The following is a 16,439-nucleotide window of genomic DNA, read 5'->3' as shown; positions in this document are numbered from 1 at the left end:
TTTGAATTCAAAATTAAAACCTTTATTTAAATTCAAAAGCCCTACAAAAGTTATCCACAGCAAGGATATATTAGATTTTCAATATTTTTTAAATTTAAAAGACAAAAAAAGCGATCCGAAGATCGCTTTTTTGAAAATTTTAACTATTTTAAATGGTCATATCCGCTGTTAAAGCGAGTGGTTCTGGCAAAATTTTCGCTAATTGGCGGCATAAATTCGTCAATTCAGTAGAATCCACAGGCATTAATGTAATGTGCCCTAACTTACGGCCAGCGCGTTCAGACTTATTATAAAGATGTAGATGCGCACCATTTAATGCTAAAACATCTTCAGTTTTAGGATACTGACCAATAATATTGATCATCACTGTTGGTCGAACAACGTCTGTCGAACCTAACGGTAAACCTGCAACAGCTCGAATATGATTTTCAAACTGTGAACATACGGCACCTTCAATCGACCAGTGACCTGAGTTATGCACACGTGGTGCCATCTCATTTGCACACAAACCTTGTTCTGTCACAAATAGCTCTAGAGTGAGCACACCTACATAGTTGAGATGATTTAACAAACGTGTAATGTAGTCTTGAGCCACAGGCTGTAAAGCTTCACTGTTCGGCGCAGGTACAATTGAATGAGACAAAATACCGTTGTGATGGTGGTTTTCAGCTAACGGCCAAGTTTTTACTTCACCATTTTGGCCACGTACTGCAATAATTGAAACTTCGCGAGAAAATTTAACAAAACTTTCAGCAACTAAGCTTTTTGCAGGACCAAGTTCAGCCCAAGCAGTATCAATTTGGTCTTCTGAACGCAGTACAAACTGACCTTTACCGTCATATCCACCAGTTGCTGTCTTAAGTACAATCGGTAAACCAAGCTCAACAACAGCTTTTTTCAAGCTTTCTAGGCTATCTACAGCACGATACGGCGCAACAGGAATTGTAAGTTCATCAAACAATGCTTTTTCTGATAAACGATTTTGCGCAGTTGCTAAAGCAATACGGGGAGGGTGTAATGTTTTGGTTTGTGTCAAAACATCTACATCGGCAACAGGTGTATTTTCAAACTCAAGACTGAAAACATCAGCGCTTTCAATAAACTGCTTTAAACCTTGTTCATCTTGGCTCGAAAAAACTTGGCCTAAAACACCTGCTGGACAATCTGTATTTGCTTCAAAAAAAGTACATTGAATATTTAATGGTAAAGCTGCTTGCGCCATCATACGGCCCAATTGCCCACCACCAAAAATACCGATAGTTTTATCCATTTCAGCCTCTTAAACCTGACCCGGAATATTATTGCTTGCAACTTTATCAGTTTGCGCAGCACGGAAATCTGCAACATTTTTTGCGATTTCAGGACGAGTTAAACCTAAGATTTGTGCAGCCATGATCGCAGCATTGGTCGCACCCGCTGGACCAATTGCCAAAGTACCTACTGCAATACCAGCTGGCATTTGTACGATTGAAAGCAAAGAGTCTACGCCATTTAAAATCGATGATTTAACTGGTACACCTAATACAGGTAAGTCAGTTTTTGCAGCACACATACCAGGTAAATGCGCAGCACCACCAGCACCAGCAATAATCACTTGAATGCCACGGTCACGTGCAGTTTCTGCATATTCAAATAAACGGTCTGGAGTACGATGAGCAGATACCACTTCCGCTTCAAATGGGACACCAAGCTGTTTAAGCATATTGGCAGTATGTTCAAGCGTTGCCCAATCGGACTGGGAACCCATGATAATTCCGACTAAAGGTTGGGTATCTGTTGCGACCGCGTTCATTGGCATTTCCAAAGCGTAAAAATGGTAAAAACTCAACTTATACTAAGCCAAGCATGAGAGAAAAAGATGAGGCCAATATTATAGCTGTTTTTTCACTCACCCCAAAGCCCAAGTTTAGGGGAGAAAAGCATGAATCCGATGGATTTAACAACGATCTGTCTGAAAACAAGTTTTCAAATAAACTTACTGGCTTCTAAATACAAAATAGACACAGCCAAACAGGCATAACATGGCCCAAACATAGTCTAATTTGAACGGCTGCTTAAATAGCAACACCATAAATGGCACAAATACAATGAGAGTGACTACTTCTTGAGTAATTTTCATTTCGCCCAAGGTCCAGTTTTGATCACTCAAGATTCGAGTTGCTGGAATCATAAAGCTATATTCAAGCAGGGCAATAATCCAACCGAATAAAATCGCTTGCCAGAATGGAGCATGATGCAAAAACTTAAGATGCCCATACCATGCAAGTGTCATAAAACAGTTAGAAATGATTAATAGCACAAAAGCTAAAACAGTTGGACTCAAAGGCACATCCTTCATCATCACGATGATATAAGTATTAATATGGATTAAAAATATTATAAAAGATAAAACTGTAGTTCAGCTTAAATCTTAAAAATAAAGCTGTACTTTTATTAAGGCCTCAAACACATAGAACAACAACGAATTTTGACTATCTTTTCAGGTTGAGCCTTGCTATCGTTGCTGGCAAATTTATCAATAATGAACACACAGTAATTCACAATAATACTGTGTACAAAAGCAGTGGAGAAGGCGAGCAATGCATCTGCATATCTTGGGTATTTGTGGCACTTTTATGGGCTCTTTAGCACTTTTAGCTCGTGATTTAGGACATAAGGTAACTGGTTCCGATTCAAACGTTTACCCACCTATGTCTACCCAGTTAGAAAATGCAGGTATTGAACTCATGCAAGGCTATGATCGTAGCCATTTACAGCCTCATCCAGATTTAGTGATTGTCGGCAATGCCATGAAGCGTGGTATTGATGCCGTCGAATACATGCTAAACGAAGGCCTGCCATATATTTCTGGTCCACAATTCTTGGCTGAACATGTTTTACAAGGCAAACATGTTCTTGGTGTAGCGGGTACGCATGGAAAAACAACCACAACAACGATGCTTGCTTGGGTACTCGATCAAGCTGGTTTAAACCCAGGCTTTTTAATTGGTGGTGTTCCACTTGGTTTTAGTGAAAGCGCTCGTTTAGGCGGTGGCAAATACTTCTGCGTTGAAGCCGATGAATATGACTCAGCTTTCTTTGATAAGCGCTCTAAGTTTGTTCACTATCACCCTAAAACGGCGATTTTAAACAATCTTGAATTTGACCATGCCGATATTTTTGATGACTTAGCAGCAATTCAAAAGCAATTCCATCATCTTGTTCGTACTATTCCAAGTGAAGGTCGCATTATTGCGCCAATTACCGAAACTCATATTGATGAAGTACTTGAAATGGGCTGCTGGACACCAGTAATTCGTACAAGTCTGGAAGCAAATGAAAAAGCATCTTTATCTGCCGAATTAATTTCAATTGATGGTAGCCATTTTAAAGTCCTTGAAAATGGCCATGTCATTGGCGAAGTGAAATGGAGCATGACAGGGCAGCATAGCGTAGCGAATGCTTTGGCAACGATTGCAGCCGCTCAACATGTAGGTGTTGCACTTGAAAAGGCTTGTGAGGCTTTATCTAACTTTGGCGGTGTAAAACGCCGTATGGAGTTACTTGGTACAGTCAACGGCATTGAGGTTTATGATGACTTCGCTCACCACCCAACAGCAATTGACACCACTTTAGACGGCGCACGTAAACGCTTAGGCGAACGCCGTTTATGGGCCATTATTGAACCACGCTCAAATACCATGCGTATGGGCAGTCATAAAGATGGCTTGGCACATTCAGCACGCTTAGCAGACGATGTGATCTGGTATCAGCCAGAAGGTTTAGATTGGGATTTACAACCTGTAATTGAAGCTGCTTCAAACCGCGCTCAAGTCAGTCGCTCTCTTGATGAAATTATTGAGCGTATTGTCAATGAAGCAGGTGAGGGCGATGCCGTTGTAATTATGTCTAACGGTGGCTTTGGTGGCTTACATCAAAAACTTATGAGTGCACTAAAAGCAAAAGCTGCTTAACTTTCGCTTTAGATGATTCAATAAAAAATGGGTTTCAAATTGAAACCCGTTTTTTATTTCAAGCTTTTTTAACCGTGCTCTGGCTCTATATTGTTCATAAATTTATTAGAGACCATTAAACGTAAACTATAGACAATGCCCATCGCAAATACGCTATATCCCACGTTATTACAAATAAACGGAATACATAAAATAATGAGCGCGGTAATAGGGTAAAACCATTTGCTAATCCCAGATAAGCATTGAAACTCGTAAAGCATCCATATACAGGTGGTATAAAGCACCACACTAAACGCAACGATTACCCCCATATATAAATCGGAAATATGGGCATGGTGAGTAGTGACATCCACGGCGGCGGCAAGCGCAGCACCTACGGCAGCAATACTGACAAAGATAAAATAGTGACCATACCCCCAAACAAATGGACGTACCCCTTTAACGTGATGATGTTGTTCACTACGGTCAAAATAAGCCCACCACATTGCAAACATTAGTAGCAATCCACCGATCATTAAGAAAACGGCAGGGATATTCATTGACTGAGCGGCTAACGCATCACGTATTGCATTAAAGCTACCAACAATTGATTCACCTAGAACAATAATGGTCAGGAGGGCATAACGCTCTACTATATGATGAGGATGCCACGGTGTAGGTATATGTTTTTCTGCGTAGATGGGAACAGATAGCTCCATGACCACTAAAAATAAAAACACAGGAATAGAAAGTATGTGCGCAAAATTAGCGACTAACCAACCCACCTGAACCAATACAATACCTATAGCATAACGGTAAGCCGTAATTCGCCTTGCAGGATCATGTTTTGCTGCTCGTAGCCACTGGGTAACAAGTGCCATTCGCATAATCACATAGCCGACAATAATGATGTCAAAGTCCTGATTGTGGAACACATCAGGAATACCTGCGGCCATCACCAGTGATCCCACAATCTGTACAAAGGTAAGGCACCTATACAATGCATCGTCATTATCGTAAGCCGAAGCAAACCATGAAAAATTCATCCATGCCCACCACAGCGCAAAAAATACCATCAGATAGCTTGGCAGTGCATGCCAGAGGTGATTTTCAATAATCGCGTGATGTAACTGCTGACCCGCTGTTGCAATCGCCACCACAAAAATTAAATCAAACAATAATTCGAGGGGAGTCGCTGCTCTATGCGGCTGTTTTGGATCTCTTGGGGATAAGGGCCTTAAACTTAATTTTTTCTGTTTTTCTTGAGTAGTCATAAAATAACGTTCTCGAATAAAGTGCCAACACGTTAACACTTTAATATTAACGCCCAGAACACGCATTAAAAAATATCTAGACCTGCTGTTTAATCTTTACTCACAAACAAACTATATTTCACTTTTGTGACAATTCTTTATCAAGACAATAGGCTTAATTCTTTATCATAGCCCACGTTTTTTGTTCTTGTTTGGAATATGAATGTCTTTAGAAACACTCAACCTTAGCTTATTCCATGTCATAAATGGTGCTCAGGATGCGAGTCAATTTATCATTCGTCTTGCTATCTTTTTTGCTAATGATCTCCTGTATATCCTTTTATTCATCCTTACATTTTTATGGTTTTACGGCGATCAAGATTTAAAAAATAGGGTCATTAAATCTGTCTTTTTAACCTGCATATCACTTTTAGTGGGTTATGTTATTTCTCTGTTTTATCACCATCCAAGACCATTTGTGATGGGTGTGGGCACTACTTTTATTGAACATGCACCAACAGCATCTTTTCCAAGTAATCATATGCTGATTTTTAGCACCATTGCCCTGTCTTATTTATTTGCTCAGCGCAAAATGATCGGCATCATTTTATTGTTTTTGTCATTTGTCGTAGCATGGTCACGTATTTATTTAGGAGTGCATTTCCCTTTAGATATGTTGGGAGCTTTTATTGTCGCACTACTGGTCAATACGGCAGGTTATTACTTCTGGAATGCTTACGGTACAAGTTTGACCGCATTCTTTATTCAGCTTTACCAGATCATATGCAAACCACTTTTAGATCGGGGTTTTATCAAATAACTATCATCTTTTAGTACTCGAAACCACGAAATTAAGTTCAGTTGCGTAATATAAAAAAATCTGCCATTCTATGTGAAATTGGATCGGTTTTATCCAATACAGAATTTAGTTTGACAAGGGGAGTAGCCTCCTCCAAACATAACAGCAATGTTATGTGTCAGATATCGTCAATACACTTTTATTAAAAAGTCGGTATCTGAGCATCATGAAACTTATGATGTAGGCAAGACCTTGATCATGTTGATACAGATGTTTAATTCATCTGGCAACTGGTCGAGGTTTTTTTATGCCCAATTGCCGGATGTGAGGAGGATTTATGGAATCAATCGGCAATTTATGGCTGTATATAGCATTCTTTGGCATAGTCGTTGTCATGCTCCTGATTGACTTTTTAGGCTTTAAACAAAAGCAAGGTCAGGATGTCTCAATTAAGCAAGCTGCTTACTGGAGTGTAGCGTGGGTAAGTGTCGCAGTCTTATTTGGTGGCAGTTTATGGCTTTACCTACAGCAAACGGCTGGGGTGACCTTAGCAAATCAAAAAACCATGGAATACTTTGCAGGCTACTTACTCGAAAAGTCCCTCGCAATTGATAACGTTTTCGTATGGTTAATGATTTTTGCAGCGTTTGCTATTCCGCCTGCGCTACAACGTAAAATTTTGCTCTACGGCGTATTAGGTGCAATTGTACTGCGTACCATCTTTATTTTTATTGGTGCATGGTTCGTTCAAGAGTTCTCTTGGGTGCTTTATATCTTCGGTGCATTCTTGGTATATACAGGCTTCAAGTTCTTAAAAGGTCAAGAAGAAGAAACCAATATCGAAGACATCAAAATTTTAAAATGGTTACGTAAGCACATGCGTATTACACCGCAGCTTGAAGGAGACAAATTTTTTGTACATCAAAATGGTTTATTGTGGGCAACGCCGTTATTTCTAGTTTTGATTTTGGTTGAAGCTTCAGATGTGATTTTCGCAGTAGATTCTATTCCTGCTATTTTCGCGGTCACTAGCGACCCGTTTATTGTTTTAACAGCGAACTTAATGGCAATTTTAGGTTTACGTGCAATGTTCTTCTTGCTTGCTGGTGCTGCATCTAAACTGCATTACTTGCCATATGGCTTAGGCATCATCTTATTGTTCATTGGTGCAAAAATGTTGTTGCTTGATGTATTCCACATGCCAATCTGGATCTCATTAAGCTTTATCGTATTGGTACTAGCAATCACTACCTATCTATCTTTACGACACAACGAAAAGCAATTGCAGTCTTAATTCATCACAACAATATATTTACCTAAAAAAGCACTGAATAAGTGCTTTTTTATTGTGCCTTATTCGCAATTAATCAGTGCATTTTCAGTGTATAGCAAAGAATGAACTTTCTTTTTAAAGCTAAATTAGAACAAACATTCAAAAATATAATGATTTAAGTTTATGTATTTTAATAATCTATTCTTATTTCCTTAATTAAAAATCAATATTGGCAAGCTCTTTGCATCTCCTAAAAAGAAAAAAGCTTAGATTTTAAGGGCTCGTGAGAGCCCTGATTTTTTTAAGGAGCGATGTCATGAATGCTATTCCAACTTTAACGCCACTTGCCATGCCGTGTAATAGCAGCTTTGATGCAAAAGATTGGGAAATTTTATCGACTCACTGGTATCCGGTTGCGCGCATTCAAGATGTGTCTACAGCCCCTCAACGTGTCACCTTATTAGATGTAAACATGGCACTGTATAAGACCGAAAGTGGCGAAATTCATCTGGTTCGCGATATTTGTCCTCATCGGGGCGTACCTTTAACGAAAGGCTGGGTAGATGGTGAAGAAATTGTGTGTCCTTATCACGGCCTACACTACAACACAGAAGGGAAGTGTACCCAAATACCCGCTCAACCGGATTTAACCAAAATTTCAGATCGTTTTTCTCTGACCAAATTTCCAGTTGTTGAACGTTATGGTCTCATTTGGACCAGTATTCATGGTCGTGATATTGCTCAAGCCAATATTCCCGTACTAGATACTTGGGACCATGCAGAACATCAAGCAATTTTGCCACCGTTTGTTGATATTGGTGGCTCTAGCGGACGTCAGCTTGAAGGGTTTATCGATGTCGCTCATTTTGCTTGGGTGCATCACAATGCCTTTGCGAGTCGCGATAATCCAGTCGTACCCAAATATCACACTGAACGCACTAACTATGGTTTAAAAACGGTCTATATCAGTAATGTCAGTAACTATCCACATGAGCTAAAACATTTAGAGCCAGAAGGCTTTTTGTGGAAACGCACCTTCGATGTCTATCCACCTTTTTCAGCGGTACTTACTGTTGATTTTCCTGAAGGGGGTGTCTTAAAAATCTTAAATGCTTGCTGTCCTATTTCAAGTAATAAGACCCGTTTATTTGTTCCACTCACCCGTAACTTTGACCAAACTGGCGATTTAGAAGCGGTCTATGCATTCAATGCGCAAATTTTTGCTGAAGACCAAGACATGGTCGAATCACAAAAGCCAGAAGACCTTCCGCTTGATTTAATGATGGAAGCACATTTTGAAGCTGACCGTTCATCAACGACTTACCGCCGTATCTTGGCAGAATGGGGACTAAGTAAACGTTATACCGTTTAAATCTTGGCTAACTGGGGTACAATCAACCGAAAAAAGTGAAAATATAAAGGCTTTCCATGTCATTGATCGCAAATACCACCGTTGTGCGTGGTCGTTTTTTAGATATTCAACAAATCGTCTCTGAACCTACTGATATTCCAAATCAGGTCCGCTATTTGGAAGATGGTGTATTGATTAGTGAGCATGGAAAAATTAAATGGTTTGGTACATGGGATGAGGCTCAACAGCATCTTCCTGCTGGAGTTGAGATTCAACATTATCCAGCACAACTGATTGTACCCGGCTTTATTGATACCCATATCCACTTTCCGCAAACCGAAATGGTGGGAGCTTACGGCGAGCAACTTTTAAGCTGGCTCAATACCTATACCTTCCCAACAGAAATCCAGTTTCAAGACAAAGCGTATGCAAATGAAATTGCCCAGTTCTTTGTTCAGGAACTCTTAAAACACGGTACAACTACGGCCCTCGTTTTCTGTACAGTTCATCCAGAGTCTGTAGATGCCTTATTTGAAGCCGCAGAACGCGTCCAGATGCGTTTAATTGCCGGCAAGGTACTCATGGACCGTAATGCACCCGAAGCGCTGTGTGACACGCCAGAAACGGCTTACAGCGACACCAAAGCACTCATTGAAAAATGGCATGGTAAAGGCCGTGCTCTGTATGCGATTACCCCACGTTTTGCGCCAACGTCCACACCTGAACAGTTAGAAAGAGCAGGGCAGTTAAAGCAAGAATTTCCGGATGTGTATGTACATACCCATTTAAGTGAAAACAAAGATGAAATTGCTTGGGTGAAATCTTTATTTCCAGAACAAGCAGGCTACTTAGATGTTTATCAACATTACGGTCTCACTGGTAAACGCTCAGTGTTTGCTCATTGTGTTCATTTAGAAGATCAAGAATGGCAATGTATGCATGACACACAGTCGGCTATCGCATTTTGTCCAACCTCAAACCTGTTCTTGGGTAGTGGTTTATTTCCATTGAAAAAAACATGGGAAAAGCAAGTAAAAGTGGGCTTGGGTACAGATATCGGTGCCGGTACATCATTTAGTTTGCTGCAAACCGTGAATGAAGCTTATAAGGTTCAACAGTTACAAGGTGATAAACTTTCTGCTTATGAAGCGCTCTATCATGCGACCTTAGGCGGAGCAAAAGCACTTGATTTGCACGACCAGTTAGGTAATTTCAACCTCGGTAAAGAAGCAGACTTTGTTGTACTCAACATTAAACCAACGGCATTACAGCAACTTCGTCAGTCTAAATCCAAATCTGTTGAAGATTCACTGTTTGCATTATTCACTTTAGGTGATGACCGTAATATTGAGGCGACTTATATTTATGGAAAACGCGCATATCACAAACAAACAGTCTAGTAAAAAAGGAATGACTAAGTTTTTGTTATTATTTGGAATATGTGCTTTTGCATTAAAACGTGATAGGCATATTCCGCAAAATGATAAAATTTCAGAGCCTTCAAAGGGTGCATGAAAAGTCATTTTGCTTTAAAATTTTACCATTAACTCAGATTTTCGAGGTGTTGCAGGTCAACACCTTTTTTATTTTTACTTTTATATCTTGTAGGAATCTGCCATGACTGTTGCAATGAGCATCATGATTTCAACCGAAGAAATTCAAGCAAAAGTCAAAGAGCTCGGCGAGCAAATCAATTCGCACTATGCAAATAGTGACAAAGAATTGGTTCTGATTGGTCTACTTCGTGGTTCTGTTATTTTTATGGCAGACTTATGCCGTACGATTACCAAACCTCATGAACTCGACTTTATGACAGTGTCTAGCTATGGCGGCGGTACCACTTCAAGTCGAGATGTTAAAATTTTAAAAGATCTTGACGGTGAAATTCGCGGTAAAGATGTATTGGTTGTTGAAGATATTATTGACTCAGGCAATACATTGAGCAAAGTTGTGGAAATGCTGCAAACTCGTGAACCAAATTCGATTCAATTATGCACATTGGTGAGTAAACCTTCGCGCCGTGAAATTGATCTCGAAGTTAAATTTTTGGGTTTCGAAGTCGAAGACAGATTCATTGTGGGCTATGGCTTAGATTACGATCAAAAATATCGTCACTTGCCTTTTATTGGTGAAATTGGCCTATAAATTTCATAAAAATAGCACCATAAGGTGCTATTTTTTTATATAAAGTTTTAGTTTTGAACAAAAAAGACACAAAAAGTCGCAATCTGCTACAGACAAAATAGACAGCTCTGTCGCAGGATAGAATATGAAGCAAAATCATTAACTTCATCAAAAAAACAACTGGAGAACAAATATGTGGTCACTTATTGTCGCTATTGTGGTTGGTTTCTTTGCTGGTTTAATCGCTCGTGCTTTGCATCCGGGTGATGATAAAGCAGGTTTTATTGTAACTACACTGATCGGTATTGCAGGCTCACTTTTAGCCACTTATGGTGGTCGATTACTCGGTCTTTACGGAGAAAATTCAGCTGCGGGCTTTATTGCTTCCGTCATTGGTGCAGTCATTATTCTTTTCATTTACAACTTGATTGCACGAAAAAGCTAAACTTTAATTCATAAAAAAAGCACCTGATGGTGCTTTTTTTTAATTTATTTTAAAGACCTAACTCTTTCCAAACTGCCTGAATTTCTTCAGCAGACCGAGCACCTACCAATTTAAAACCATTTGCAAAAATTAAGGTAGGAGTTCCATTAAATCCTAGTTTTTTTCCAAGCTCTAAGTTACGGTCAATTGGATTATCACAGCTTGCAACTGTTGGTTTAACACCTTGCTCAATCAATTTTTTCCAGGAATAGGATTGATTTGGCGCACACCAAACTTGTCTGGAAACCACAATCGACTGGGGTTTTAGAGGATAAATAAACGTGTAAATTGTTACGTCTTTAAGCTTATCAAGCTCAGGTTCGAGCTTTTTACAGTAAGGGCAGTTTGGATCAGAAAATACGGCTAATACATGCTGACCATTACCTTTCACAGTTTTAATGGCATCTTTTAAAGGAAGCTGTTTCCAGTCAATCGAGTTTTGTCCTAAAACTAGATCCTTGGTTAAATTCTTCTGATCTTTTAAACGTATCATAGAGCCAACAAACATATGCTGAGCATCTTCACCCACATAAATGATTTGCTGGTCTAGATTAGCGCTATATAGCCCTGGCATTTCGGTTTTCTGAATATTGCTAATTTTCAAATTAGGATATTGTTTTTTAATATTGTCCCGAACAGTATCCACATTGGCGAAACTTAAACTTGTAGTTAAGCTAAATAATGCCAATATTCCTAATTTTTTAAGCATAAAACCGACTCATAGGGAGGGAAGCACATTATTTTAATCACTTCAACGTATGAAAACAGAACTAATTACTGAGTTATAACCAAACTCCCACTCAGTTATGCTTATGTTTCACGTGGAACATAAGAAGCTTTCTAAATGTTCATCAAACTGATAGCAATTATGACGTGATACACTATAATCCTGTATAAAATTTAAACCCAATATACTTCCTACCAGTATATTGAATTATTAAGAGAAAGTAGATGAGCCACATTGGTCAGGATAAAAAAATTCTTAATCGTGTAAAACGACTCAAAGGACAAATCAACAGCATTGAAAATGCGATAGAACAACCAGAATCCTCATGCATCGATATTTTGCAGCAAGTTGCGGCCGTAAAAGGCGCAATAAATGGCTTAATGGGTGAGTTAATGGAACAACACTTACATCACCACGTGCTCAAAGGCGCAGAAATTGACCAAAATGAGTTGGATGAGTTTTTAAAAGTTCTAAAAAGGTATGGCTAAGGAAGATTCTGGATGATGTAACAACAGACATCATCCAGACTTTTATTATTTTCCAATACAAAATGAACCGAAGATTTTTCCTAATAGGTCATCAGCACTAAAGTCACCTGTAATTTCACCCAAAGCATTTTGGGCAAGACGTAATGATTCAGCGACGAGTTCACCGGCATTAAATACTACAAGTTGCTCACGTGCTTCTGAAAGATAGAGCTGAGTACGCTTCATTGCGTCTAAATGGCGCGTTCTTGCAATAAATGTATCTTCCTCAGGGTGAAAGCCTGCATGGGCTGTAATCGCATCTACGAGGCCCTGAACACCCATCTCTTGTTTTGCAGAAACCGTAATATGGCGGAACCCTTGAAAATCACTTATTTCAGCGAATTGGCCCGTTAAGTCGCATTTATTACCAATTAACATTAGACGACGCGGTTCAATATGTTCAGCAAAATACTCTTGAGCGAGTTGTAATGGGTCGTCCCCCTGATTCAAATCGTAAACCAGCAACAATAAATCAGCCTGCTCAATTTCCTTAATCGCACGTCGAATACCTTCTTTTTCAACAATATCACCCGTTTCACGAAGACCTGCGGTGTCTGTTAAGGTAATTGGTAGGCCATTTAAGCTAATTTTTTCATGCAAAACATCACGGGTTGTGCCAGCAATATCCGTTACGATAGCGCGTTCTACACCAGCAAGTGCATTTAACAAACTCGATTTACCAGCATTAGGTTTACCCGCGATCACGACTTGCAAACCTTCACGGAGGAGTTGCCCTTGTCGTGCAGAGGTTTGAACAGCCTGTACTGACTGCTGAACATCTTCAAGTAAAGCTAAAATTTTGCCATCTGCCAAGAAATCGATTTCTTCTTCAGGAAAATCAATAGCAGCTTCAACATGCAAACGTAAATGGATCAGTTTTTCTAAAACGGTATTAATTTTTGTTGAAAATGCGCCTTGTAAAGAGCGAACTGCTGAACGAGCGGCAGCTTGCGATGTTGCATCAATCAAATCGGCAATGGCTTCTGCTTGTACCAAATCCATCTTGCCATTTTCAAACGCTCGCATGGAGAATTCACCAGCTTTTGCAGCGATTGCTCCAAGCTCGAACAAACGACCAAGCAAGGCATTTTGAATAACTGGTCCACCATGACCTTGTAGCTCAACAACATCTTCACCAGTAAACGAATGCGGATTTGGAAAGCATAGAACAATTCCTTCATCCATGATGCTGTCATCAGCATCATAAAACTTACGGAAACCGGCCATACGTGCTTCAGGCAAGTTTTTTTGTGTCAGTTTTTGAGCAATTTCATAAGCCTTAGGTCCTGATAAGCGAATCACACCCACACCACCACGCCCAGGTGGCGTTGCGATCGCGGCAATTGTGGTTTGACTTTGCATATTATTCACCTAAAAACCTAAAATCCAGCCAAAGAAAAATCCGCCTAAGATTACCATCTTAAGCGGATTTATTCAGCAAAAGTTCAACGTTTAAGAAGTTGATTCAGTCTTATTTAAACGACTTTTCTCAACGCTCTTATTAATAAACGACTGCTGTAAAATAGTAATACTGTTGTTCACAATCCAGTACAACACTAGACCCGCAGGGAAGAACAACATAAATACCGTGAACATGATCGGCATAATACGGAACACTTTTGCCTGCATTGGATCAGCAGGTTGCGGATTCAACATTTGCTGAGCAAACATTGTAGCACCCATGATCAACGGCAAGATGAACCAAGGATCCATTGCTGACAAGTCTTGAATCCAGCCTAACCACGGTGCATGGCGTAATTCCACACTTTCCATAAGTACCCAATACAAGGCAAGGAAAATTGGCATTTGTAGCAATAGCGGCAAACAACCTGAAAGTGGGTTTACTTGTTCACGTTTGTATAAAGCCATCATTTCTTGCGAGAAGCGCATACGGTCTTCACCGAACTCTTCTTTCATGCGTTGCATTTCTGGTGCAATCACACGCATTTTCGCCATAGAACGATAACTTTTTGAAGATAAAGGCCACAAAATCATCTTCACCATAATGGTAAGTAAGATGATTGACCACCCCCAGTTGCCCACAATGCTATGGAAGAATTGAAGACCTAGGAACAATAATTTGGCAATTGGCCATAACCAACCATAATCAACCGTCTGGTTCAAACCTACAGCCAAATCTTTTAATTCAGATTGTACTTTTGGACCTGAATAAAGCTTTGCATCCACTTCCATTGAAGTACCAGCCGGAACATTAATTACTGGTGAGGTAAAACCAATAATATTCATATGATCCGCAGACTGACGAGATTCAAGTTTAGCTACATATGGCTGACCATTCGCTTGAGTAAGTTTAAGATTGCCAGGAATCCAAGCACTTACAAAATAATGCTGAACAATCGCAACCCATCCACCTTTAGCGTCAGTATTTACTTTTTCTTCTGAGAAATTAGCAAATTTAAGCTTGTTATAATGTGAATCAGGTGTTCCCCAAGCTCCACCTAAGAAAGTTCCTAGAGTGAAAATACCTTGAGAAGATTTACCAGGATCTTCAGAATTATCGCGCTTTAATTGTCCAAACATCTGACCTTGCCAACTTTGTTGGCTACGGTTAATCACTTGATGACTTACAACAATTGGGTACTGACCTTGGGTAAAGGTGAAAGTTTTAATGATTTCAACGCCTTCTGGTGTCTTAAATACCATTGGAACGTTTAAAACTTTTTCAGATTGACCCTTTTGATCCTGCACGCCCTTAGCATCAGCCAAAGTATATGATGTTTTTTCAACCGCATATAACGGACGACCACCACGACTACTGTCTGGTCCATTTAAACCAATTAAGCCAGATTGAGCAACATATGTACGCTTGGCATCATTTTCAAGCATAACAAAAGGTTGACCGCTGTCTTTGCTTTTGTCGTGAGAGAGTAATTCAATACGAACAATATCACCACCTTTTGGATTGATCCAAAGATGATAAAGGTCAGTTTGTACTGAAATAAGCTGTTGATTCACAGGTGCAGTTGCATCTGTGGTTTGTGACTGCGCAATATTTGCTTGTGGCACATCGGAAGCCACTGTTGCAGTTTTAGCATTTGGCAAATCAGCAGATATTTCATGTGAACTTACAGCCGCCGCTTGTTGTTGCGGTGCAGTTGCAGCATTTCCATAATCTTTTTGCCAAGCCAAAATGAGCAAATATGCGGTGACAAACATGGCCCCGAGAATTGCAAACCTGGCCCATTGTTGCATATCTATTACCCCAAATGGTTAGAGAGATTTTGCTTCATTAAACGATCACGAAAGGGTACAGCAACATGATGCGTTTGAGAATCTATTTGATGAAACGAAATAAAACGAATTGCTTTAGGCGGTACCGGATCATATCCGGAGCCCCCCCATGGATGACATCGACAAATACGTTTAGAAGATAACCAAACGCCTTTTATTGCACCATGAGTTTGTAAGGCTTCTATCGCATATTGGGAACAAGTTGGGATATAACGACAACGGGGTCCAAGAAGCGGACTAATCGCAATTTGATACAGTCGAATGAACCAACGCAAAATACGAACCATTGGTTATCTCTTAATTTTGCGAGGTTAGGACAACTTTAGAATGTTTTTTTGCCAAGCGTTGTAATTTTTGCCAAGCAAAATCTAATTGTTGATATAGCTCAGCGTTCGTAATCGTTTCTATACCAACTTTAGGCATCACAACAACATCTATATCTAACCCAAATTCCGGCTGATGTAGACGAAAGCTCTCACGAGCAAGACGCTTAATTCGATTTCTTTCATGCGCACGACGCACTTTTTTCTTAGCAACGACAATACCCAAACGGCTGTGAGGCTGTTCGGTTAATTTTGCAAGAAATAAAAAATGGGGTTGATGCACTTTAAAAAGCGCACCATCAAATACACTTTTGTAATCTGCAGCACAGCGTACACGACGCTCCGTGCTAAAACTGTAAAGTGTCATCACACCCAAGTCTGGTCAGCGTAACAG

General features: G+C 39.8%; 17 protein-coding genes. 8 read left to right on the top strand and 9 right to left on the bottom strand.

The features are described from left to right. Nucleotides 1-148 precede the first annotated feature (148 nt). The 3 genes from ABLB96_RS02715 to ABLB96_RS02705 form a co-directional block, all read right to left on the bottom strand. Nucleotides 149-1,270, bottom strand: coding sequence for a 5-(carboxyamino)imidazole ribonucleotide synthase (locus ABLB96_RS02715; RefSeq protein WP_348898091.1), 1,122 nt, complete (start codon nucleotides 1,268-1,270; stop codon nucleotides 149-151). Between the two features lie 9 nt (nucleotides 1,271-1,279). Then, nucleotides 1,280-1,792 carry a 5-(carboxyamino)imidazole ribonucleotide mutase gene (gene purE, locus ABLB96_RS02710; protein WP_000994663.1) on the bottom strand — a complete coding sequence of 171 codons (513 nt, stop codon included), beginning with the start codon at nucleotides 1,790-1,792 and terminating at the stop codon, nucleotides 1,280-1,282. A gap of 183 nt (nucleotides 1,793-1,975) precedes the next feature. Further along, nucleotides 1,976-2,338 carry a DMT family protein gene (locus ABLB96_RS02705; RefSeq protein WP_004711246.1) on the bottom strand — a complete coding sequence of 121 codons (363 nt, stop codon included), beginning with the start codon at nucleotides 2,336-2,338 and terminating at the stop codon, nucleotides 1,976-1,978. A 241-nt stretch (nucleotides 2,339-2,579) separates the two neighbouring features. On the opposite strand from ABLB96_RS02705, the gene mpl reads away from it, so the two are divergent. Beyond that, nucleotides 2,580-3,953: a UDP-N-acetylmuramate:L-alanyl-gamma-D-glutamyl-meso-diaminopimelate ligase gene (mpl, locus tag ABLB96_RS02700; RefSeq protein WP_348898092.1), complete on the top strand. Its 1,374-nt coding sequence runs from the start codon at nucleotides 2,580-2,582 to the stop codon at nucleotides 3,951-3,953. Nucleotides 3,954-4,021: 68 nt separating this feature from the next. On the opposite strand, the gene ABLB96_RS02695 is transcribed toward mpl, so the two are convergent. After that, nucleotides 4,022-5,272, bottom strand: a complete 1,251-nt coding sequence (locus ABLB96_RS02695; RefSeq protein ID WP_348898093.1) for a low temperature requirement protein A — start codon at nucleotides 5,270-5,272, stop codon at nucleotides 4,022-4,024. Nucleotides 5,273-5,408: 136 nt separating this feature from the next. Here ABLB96_RS02695 and ABLB96_RS02690 point away from each other — a divergent pair, with 136 nt between their 5' ends. The 6 genes from ABLB96_RS02690 (at nucleotide 5,409) to ABLB96_RS02665 (ending at nucleotide 11,177) form a co-directional block, all read left to right on the top strand. Beyond that, nucleotides 5,409-6,005: a phosphatase PAP2 family protein gene (locus ABLB96_RS02690; protein ID WP_348898094.1), complete on the top strand. Its 597-nt coding sequence runs from the start codon at nucleotides 5,409-5,411 to the stop codon at nucleotides 6,003-6,005. Between the two features lie 316 nt (nucleotides 6,006-6,321). Then, nucleotides 6,322-7,278, top strand: a complete 957-nt coding sequence (locus tag ABLB96_RS02685) for a TerC family protein (protein WP_348898095.1) — start codon at nucleotides 6,322-6,324, stop codon at nucleotides 7,276-7,278. A gap of 295 nt (nucleotides 7,279-7,573) precedes the next feature. Then, a complete protein-coding gene (locus ABLB96_RS02680) occupies nucleotides 7,574-8,629 on the top strand; it encodes an aromatic ring-hydroxylating dioxygenase subunit alpha (RefSeq protein WP_348898096.1) in 1,056 nt (351 codons plus the stop codon). A gap of 56 nt (nucleotides 8,630-8,685) precedes the next feature. Further along, nucleotides 8,686-10,008, top strand: a complete 1,323-nt coding sequence (gene guaD, locus ABLB96_RS02675; RefSeq protein WP_348898097.1) for a guanine deaminase — start codon at nucleotides 8,686-8,688, stop codon at nucleotides 10,006-10,008. A gap of 217 nt (nucleotides 10,009-10,225) precedes the next feature. Further along, nucleotides 10,226-10,753: a hypoxanthine phosphoribosyltransferase gene (hpt, locus tag ABLB96_RS02670; protein ID WP_002051884.1), complete on the top strand. Its 528-nt coding sequence runs from the start codon at nucleotides 10,226-10,228 to the stop codon at nucleotides 10,751-10,753. A gap of 172 nt (nucleotides 10,754-10,925) precedes the next feature. Beyond that, the gene (locus tag ABLB96_RS02665) at nucleotides 10,926-11,177 is read left to right on the top strand and encodes a GlsB/YeaQ/YmgE family stress response membrane protein (protein WP_000269732.1); all 252 of its coding nucleotides are present in this window, start codon (nucleotides 10,926-10,928) and stop codon (nucleotides 11,175-11,177) included. Nucleotides 11,178-11,226: 49 nt separating this feature from the next. Here the strand turns inward: ABLB96_RS02665 and ABLB96_RS02660 are convergent, their stop codons facing one another. Further along, on the bottom strand, nucleotides 11,227-11,925 hold the full coding sequence (locus ABLB96_RS02660; RefSeq protein ID WP_348898098.1) for a DsbC family protein: 699 nt from the start codon (nucleotides 11,923-11,925) through the stop codon (nucleotides 11,227-11,229). 242 nt (nucleotides 11,926-12,167) lie between these two features. On the opposite strand from ABLB96_RS02660, the gene ABLB96_RS02655 reads away from it, so the two are divergent. Then, the gene (locus ABLB96_RS02655) at nucleotides 12,168-12,431 is read left to right on the top strand and encodes a metal/formaldehyde-sensitive transcriptional repressor (RefSeq protein WP_348898099.1); all 264 of its coding nucleotides are present in this window, start codon (nucleotides 12,168-12,170) and stop codon (nucleotides 12,429-12,431) included. 45 nt (nucleotides 12,432-12,476) lie between these two features. Here ABLB96_RS02655 and mnmE read toward each other — a convergent pair whose 3' ends face one another. From mnmE to rnpA, 4 genes are all read right to left on the bottom strand, one after another. Further along, on the bottom strand, nucleotides 12,477-13,832 hold the full coding sequence (mnmE, locus tag ABLB96_RS02650) for a tRNA uridine-5-carboxymethylaminomethyl(34) synthesis GTPase MnmE (RefSeq protein ID WP_348898100.1): 1,356 nt from the start codon (nucleotides 13,830-13,832) through the stop codon (nucleotides 12,477-12,479). 90 nt (nucleotides 13,833-13,922) lie between these two features. Then, the gene (gene yidC / locus ABLB96_RS02645) at nucleotides 13,923-15,683 is read right to left on the bottom strand and encodes a membrane protein insertase YidC (protein ID WP_348898101.1); all 1,761 of its coding nucleotides are present in this window, start codon (nucleotides 15,681-15,683) and stop codon (nucleotides 13,923-13,925) included. A gap of 5 nt (nucleotides 15,684-15,688) precedes the next feature. Beyond that, complete coding sequence (gene yidD / locus ABLB96_RS02640) at nucleotides 15,689-16,009, bottom strand: membrane protein insertion efficiency factor YidD (protein ID WP_002051924.1); 321 nt, start codon at nucleotides 16,007-16,009, stop codon at nucleotides 15,689-15,691. Between the two features lie 10 nt (nucleotides 16,010-16,019). Continuing rightward, nucleotides 16,020-16,412, bottom strand: a complete 393-nt coding sequence (gene rnpA, locus ABLB96_RS02635) for a ribonuclease P protein component (RefSeq protein ID WP_348898102.1) — start codon at nucleotides 16,410-16,412, stop codon at nucleotides 16,020-16,022. Between the last annotated feature and the right edge of the window lie 27 nt (nucleotides 16,413-16,439).

Source organism: Acinetobacter sp. XH1741, assembly GCF_041021895.1.
Classification (GTDB): Bacteria; Pseudomonadota; Gammaproteobacteria; order Pseudomonadales; family Moraxellaceae; genus Acinetobacter.
Note: the sequence above shows the minus strand (reverse complement) of the source record. Positions and strands in the feature narration are given on the sequence as shown.